Source organism: Borrelia crocidurae, assembly GCF_000825665.2.
Classification (GTDB): Bacteria; Spirochaetota; Spirochaetia; order Borreliales; family Borreliaceae; genus Borrelia; species Borrelia duttonii.
Genome location: NZ_LN609267.1, coordinates 161,636 through 167,578, shown reverse-complemented (window position 1 = coordinate 167,578; position 5,943 = coordinate 161,636). Strand labels below are relative to the sequence as shown.

The 5,943-nt window shown below is 24.6% G+C and carries 5 protein-coding genes and 2 pseudogenes; 3 read left to right on the top strand and 4 right to left on the bottom strand.

The window, feature by feature from the left end:
* Together BN1173_RS04485 and BN1173_RS00825 are read left to right on the top strand one after the other, a co-directional pair.
* On the top strand, positions 1–378 hold a 378-nt coding region (locus BN1173_RS04485), incomplete at its 5' end, for a sodium:calcium antiporter (RefSeq protein ID WP_040235938.1).
* 75 nt (positions 379–453) lie between these two features.
* Positions 454–2,211 carry a hypothetical protein gene (locus BN1173_RS00825; protein ID WP_040235936.1) on the top strand — a complete coding sequence of 586 codons (1,758 nt, stop codon included), beginning with the start codon at positions 454–456 and terminating at the stop codon, positions 2,209–2,211.
* 11 nt (positions 2,212–2,222) lie between these two features.
* Here BN1173_RS00825 and BN1173_RS00820 read toward each other — a convergent pair whose 3' ends face one another.
* A complete protein-coding gene (locus BN1173_RS00820; protein WP_012537929.1) occupies positions 2,223–2,390 on the bottom strand; it encodes a hypothetical protein in 168 nt (55 codons plus the stop codon).
* A gap of 73 nt (positions 2,391–2,463) precedes the next feature.
* Between BN1173_RS00820 and BN1173_RS00815 the strand changes: the two genes are divergently transcribed.
* On the top strand, positions 2,464–4,059 hold the full coding sequence (locus BN1173_RS00815) for an RHS repeat domain-containing protein (protein ID WP_040235935.1): 1,596 nt from the start codon (positions 2,464–2,466) through the stop codon (positions 4,057–4,059).
* Here the strand turns inward: BN1173_RS00815 and alr are convergent.
* The 3 genes and pseudogenes from alr to BN1173_RS04480 all read right to left on the bottom strand — a co-directional run.
* Positions 4,051–5,155: pseudogene (gene alr, locus BN1173_RS00810) on the bottom strand (alanine racemase). The gene BN1173_RS00815 and the pseudogene alr sit on opposite strands and share 9 nt — an antisense overlap.
* A 101-nt stretch (positions 5,156–5,256) precedes the next feature.
* Positions 5,257–5,673, bottom strand: a complete 417-nt coding sequence (locus BN1173_RS00805) for a hypothetical protein (RefSeq protein ID WP_012537926.1) — start codon at positions 5,671–5,673, stop codon at positions 5,257–5,259.
* Positions 5,674–5,676: 3 nt separating this feature from the next.
* Positions 5,677–5,943 (bottom strand): annotated as a pseudogene (locus BN1173_RS04480) (hypothetical protein); the annotation flags it as partial.

Here is a 5,943-nt window from a genome sequence, read left to right as displayed (position 1 = left end):
GATAATTCAATATATATTGCACATAATATTTTTCATATTAGTGAGAAAGTTATTGGGATTATTTTTGTTGCTTTTGGAACCAGTATACCAGAGCTTGTTGTGTCACTTTTTGCAATAATTAAAAAAGAATCAGATATTGCGTTGGGTAATATTATTGGCAGTAACATATTTAATATTGGATTTATTTTGTCTAGTAGTAGTTTTGTAAGTCCAGTACTGATGAGTGATATTTATTTTGTTGATTTTGGTATTATGTTTGTTATATCTTTGATTTTGTTATTGGTAGTTAAAGTCAAAGGAGTTTTTGATAGGGGTCCTTCTATTATTTTTTTGTTTTTGTATATTTTATATAATGTGTATTTATTTGGTGTTTATTAATTTTATTAAATTTATCAATGTGTTATTATGAATTATGTTTTATTGTTTTTTATATGAGGAGATTAGGAATATAAGATGAAAAAGTTGCCCGAAATTTTTTATCTAAATGATAAAGAAGTGGATATTTTGATTTCTCAAATAGGAATTTCTTCAGATACGCAAAAAATGATTTTACGAGTTATTTTGGAATGTAAAAACAATGTTATAGGTTATTCTAAGTTTGTTGAAGATTATTCTGTTAAAATACGTTCTCTTAAGGGAGAATTGGATTTTTTATTTCGTAAACTTTACGAAGTTAAGAGAGGAATTATTGTTAATCAGATTACATCTAATGGAGAATTGTTACCTGATAAAATAATAATAACAGATGAAAATAGTAGTGATTTTTATTATTATGCTATTGAAGATTTGTTTTTAAAACATTATGTGGGAATAGAATTTTTTAGTACTTTGCTTACAATTAAGAATATAGATAGAAATTTGTTAGCTTTTGAGAGAGAATTTGTTGTGCTTAGGAATGAAGATATTAATTTTAAATATTTTCAAGAAAGTGCTTCATTAAAAAAGATATTGATACTAGATTCTTTGATCATTCCTTCAAGACAAACATTGTATTTTGTTGAATTTATGAAAAGAATTTTATTTAGAACTGCTTCTAACAGAGTAGTTAAAGATGTTTTTATTAGAGCTAGAAATTTGAAGATTAGTGAGTATGATCGAATTTTGGATGAGGGTGTTAATGGGGTTGGAGTTGCTTATAATCTTCTTTTGGGTATTTTAGAAAATAAAGAGGAGATTTTAAATAAGAAAGGTGTTAATATTTCTAAGCATTATTTTACCTTTTTAGAGGTATTAAATATTTATATTACTAATGAAAAAAAGTTAGAAGAAATTAAAAATTTAGAAAATATTAAAATTGATGAAACTTTGAAATCGATTGAAAAAGCAATAGAGTTTAAACCTGGGTTTATTAATATAGAGGAATTTAAAAGTATTCTTCAAGAGCATGCTGATGAATTATCTGATGCTGAACATTTTTTTAATATAGCCAATGGATACTTTTTTGAATCCAATATTAAGGGTTCTTTGCCTAGAATATTTAGTATTAAACGTGATATATATTTATATAAGCCATGTGCTTATTCTATCTTTTTAAAAGAATTTGATCAAATTGTAATTGATGTTAAAGATAAATTGAGAAATGAATTTACAAAGATGCTTAATAATGGTAAAAATTCTTCTGTTATTTTTACAGAAGAGGGTCTTGAGAAGATGTTATCTGAATTTGTTGCTAATTATGATCTAAATGATTATTGCTTGAAAAATAAAGTTGCATTTCTTGATTTTATTGTGTCTCATTATAGGCGAGTTTCTAAAACTCAAAATATACAGACTCAAATTAAGGATATCATAAAAAATGAAGCCGCTAAATATTTTAGGAATAGTAATACATTCTTACCACTTTATAAAATTTATAAAATTGATTTGTCTAATATTTTAGATTTTGCTTATAAAGATTTATCTCTGTTAAGGAAAATTGTGTTATTTTTGACTGGAAAATATCAAAGCTATAAAGAATCTTTATCTAGATTAAATTCTAAGGTAATAGTTAATAATCATGTTGGGGGACTTTTTGATCCAAATGAAAGAGTAAAAAGACAGCTAGATAAGAGGCGCAAACAAAGAGAGGAGATAAAAGAACAGATTAGAAATTCCTATTCCAAAAAAGGTAAAGGAACCTCTAACAAAGGACAGACAGCTGGTAGGGTTTATAGCAAAAGTGAACAGGACGAAGCTTGGTTAAAATTTGAAGATAAATTGAATAAAAAATGATTATTTAAAATTTAAAATAAATCTTTAGGTCTTCTTGCCGTATTTTTTGAATTTTGGCATTCTGCATAGTGCTTTATTTTACCATTTTCAAATTTAGATTTCATTATAATTTTTCCGCCCCATCTACTTAACAATTCTTTAGAACCACTTCTTTGTGCATTTTTGGAAATTTTTGCCATATTAACACCTCATTGTATTAGTTTATTGTATAATAAATCTATCAAAATAAGGTTGATTTATCAAGGAATGGTTATGTTTTTGATAATGTTTTTTTTAGCTTATACTCTTTTTTCAGAAGAAATTTATTATAAATTTGTTGATTATGATATTGATTATAAAATAATTGGAAAATATGAAATTAATAAGGAAGATGCTGAAGAGGAGTATGGGTATAGATTTACTTATAATGATGGCAAACTTGTAGTTGTTGATTATATTGGAAAGCTTAGTATTTTAATGCCTTCTTTTTTTGGTACAAATCAAATAAAAATAGAACATTTTAAAGATATAGAGAGAAGATTGTTTTTAAATAGAGGCTTTGCTGCTAAAAACTTGAAAGATGTTTATGTTGAACAAATAGAATATTTATCAAATGGTAAACCCAAGAGTATTTTTAATTATAATAAGTCTAATGAAATTATAAGAGATAAGTATGGAGTTGCTTATTATCATTTTGTTTATAATGATGATGGTAGTTTTTATGTTTATAGGTTTAGTGAGGTTGGTTTTCAGATTAAGGATTTAAATGATGTTTATTATACTAAAATTATTTATGAAAATTCTAATCGTACAAAAACAGTTTTATATTATGATGGTAATAACTATAATATAAAGGCTAAGAATGGAATTTATGGTTTTAAATTAACTTATGATAGTGCACATAATATTGTCAAAGAAGAATACGTAGATGAAGATTTTTCTTTGTCCTCAAATCCTTTTTCTGTTGCAGTAAAGACATATCGTTATGATTCAAGTGGTAATCTTATTGAAGTTGTAAATTATGATGTTAAGAATAATTTAACTCCTGATGAGAATAATGTGGCAATATATAGGTATGATTATAATTTAAAAGAAAAAGATTATTGTTGTAGAGAATATAATTATGATGCTAATAATAATTTGACCGTTAGTCAAAATGGTTATGCCATGAGAAAAACCATTTTTTATATACAAAATAATGAAAAGAGAATAATAAATTATAGTAATAAGATAAATAAGAATTATGATAGTGCTGTTCCTGTTAGTTATGAGGAAAAATATGAGATAATGGATAATTTTAAAGGTATTGCGGTTTATAGTTATAAATATGATAATAAATTTTATTTAATAGAGAGACTTTTTTTTGACAAAAATTTCAATTTAGTTAATGATTCTAATGGTGTTATGATTTATAAATATGCTTATAATGAAGATGGACTTCTTGAATCTCAGGAACATTATGGAGATTTTGATAATCCTATAAGTGATATTGTAGGTGTTTTTAGGTACAAGTTTTTGTATGATATTAATGGTAATGTTATATTAAAGAGTAATTATTCTAAAAATGGAGCTTTAGTTGCAGATGAAAATGCTGTTTTTGAATATACTTATGAGTATGATAAACAAAATCGACTAATTAGTCAGAAAAATTTTGGTAATTTAGGTCAATTGCAAGATGATATTTATGGTGTTAGCATGTATAAGTATGAATATAATAAATTTGGTAAAATTTCAAAGAAAACAAATCATGGCCCAGATTTAAGATTGAGAGATAATATTGGGGGTATTTCAATTTATAAATGGATATATGATAGTAAAGGTGATTTAATTGATTTTCAAAAATTTGATTCTTTAGGTAATTTAATATAAGTATTTTTTTTTCTCATTTTTTCCAATAGAACAAAGTAGTTCATATGTACTTCTGCCAGATTCTTTACTAAGTATATCTAAGCTTAATCTTTCAGAAACTATTTCTACTTTGTCTCCTATGTTGATTTTTAGATCTTGAGGTATTTCTATGATGGAAATGTTCATACATATTTTTCCTCTAATAAAACATTTTTTATCTTTTATTATGCAATAAAGATTTTTAGATGTATTTGTGAGTTTTGGCATATAAGTATCCAACAGGTATAAGTCCAATTTGCATATTTTCTTTTGCTTTAAAGAGTCCAGAATACGATATTTGGTCTCCTTTTTTGATATTTTTAATAAATATTACTTTTGAGTATAAATTTAGTACAGGCTTCAGTTTTAAATTATTGTTTTGATTGTTAGGATTTGGGTGATATCCGTATAAAATAAGGCCTGGCCTTATCATGTTAAATTTTTCACTTATTTTATAGTTTGTTATGTGTCCTGAGTTGGAAATATGAATGAATTTTGGATTTATATTTTTATTTTTAAGTTCATTTATGAGATAATCAAATTTTTTGCTTTGTGTTTGCGTAATTTTTGTGTTTTCTGTTGTTGGTAAATGTGTGCAAATTCCTTCAAATTCTACCAATTTTGAATCTTGAATTTTAGTTGCTAGATTTAAAGCATTTTCTGTTTTGATTCCATATCTGTTCATTCCTACATCCACTTTTAAATGAACTTTAATTTTTTTATTTTGCCTTTTACATTCTTCTTCTATTAATGATAAGTATTGAGAGTCAGCAACAAAAGGTGTAATTTCGAAATTTACTAAATTTTTTATTGCATTTTTATTTATATTATTGATATAGAGTAATATGTTTGATTTTTTATCGATTTTCCTAAGTTTTAGAGCGTCATATATTGAAAAAAGACCAAAATAATTTATATTTTTTTCTCTAAAAAATTTAAATGTTTGAATAAGTCCATGTCCGTAAGCATCTGCTTTTAGTGTTGCTACTAATTCTTTTTTGTGAACATGACTTTTAATTGTAATTAGATTATGTTCTAGATTTTTAAAGTTTATTATTATTTCTTTATGTTTTGTCATTTTGTACATTATATTAAATATTTACAAAATTCACATTTATACTTTGAAATTTATTTAAATTGCTTGACTGATATGAAGCATTTATATTAATCTTTTTAGATTTAAAGAAAAGGAATCCTTGGTGCAAAAAAATGAATTATTCCGATAATTAATGCTAGTATTCCTATCAATTTTTTATTGTTTTCAACTAATGATTGAAATTTTCCATATTCTTTGTTGTTTTGAAGAGTTATAGGCATCTTCTGATTTAAAAATAAGATAAACCCAATAAGAAATAAACTGATGGCAGGAAATAAATTTCCAATTATTGGTAAATCATAGGGGATAATTATTTCCAATATACTTACTGTTATAAAAATTGTACCAAAAATACTTCTTGCAGCTTTATTATTGTTAATTGCATTGACAAATTCGTCAAAGATAATTAAACACTTAAGCTTGTCTCTTAAAGTTGGAAATGCTAGTATTATTCCTCCTAAAATATTAAGTAAAACAGATATAAAATATATTTGTAACATCTCTTATCCTCCAAGATCTAATCTTTTATTAAAATATGCCTTGTAGCCCTTTTGAGTTATTAGCATTATATTTAACAAACTTTCATTCTTATATGCAACATTAGTATATAACGTATAGTTAATCTTGTCTATGTAAATCATATTATTTTCAACAAGTTTACTATCTAAGTATAATTCTATATTGGCTTTACCAATATAAGTAATAGGTATATTTTGGATATTAATTTTTGCAAGATCATAAGACTCATAATTAGCATTTTCTTTAATATC

Excerpts from the sequence above, each read along its gene's own strand:
- BN1173_RS00815 (WP_040235935.1), top strand. The coding sequence starts at position 2,464 with ATGTTTTTGATAATGTTTTTTTTAGCTTATACTCTTTTTTCAGAAGAA.
- BN1173_RS00805 (WP_012537926.1), bottom strand. The coding sequence starts at position 5,673 with ATGTTACAAATATATTTTATATCTGTTTTACTTAATATTTTAGGAGGA.
- BN1173_RS00825 (WP_040235936.1), top strand. The coding sequence starts at position 454 with ATGAAAAAGTTGCCCGAAATTTTTTATCTAAATGATAAAGAAGTGGAT.
- BN1173_RS00820 (WP_012537929.1), bottom strand. The coding sequence starts at position 2,390 with ATGGCAAAAATTTCCAAAAATGCACAAAGAAGTGGTTCTAAAGAATTG.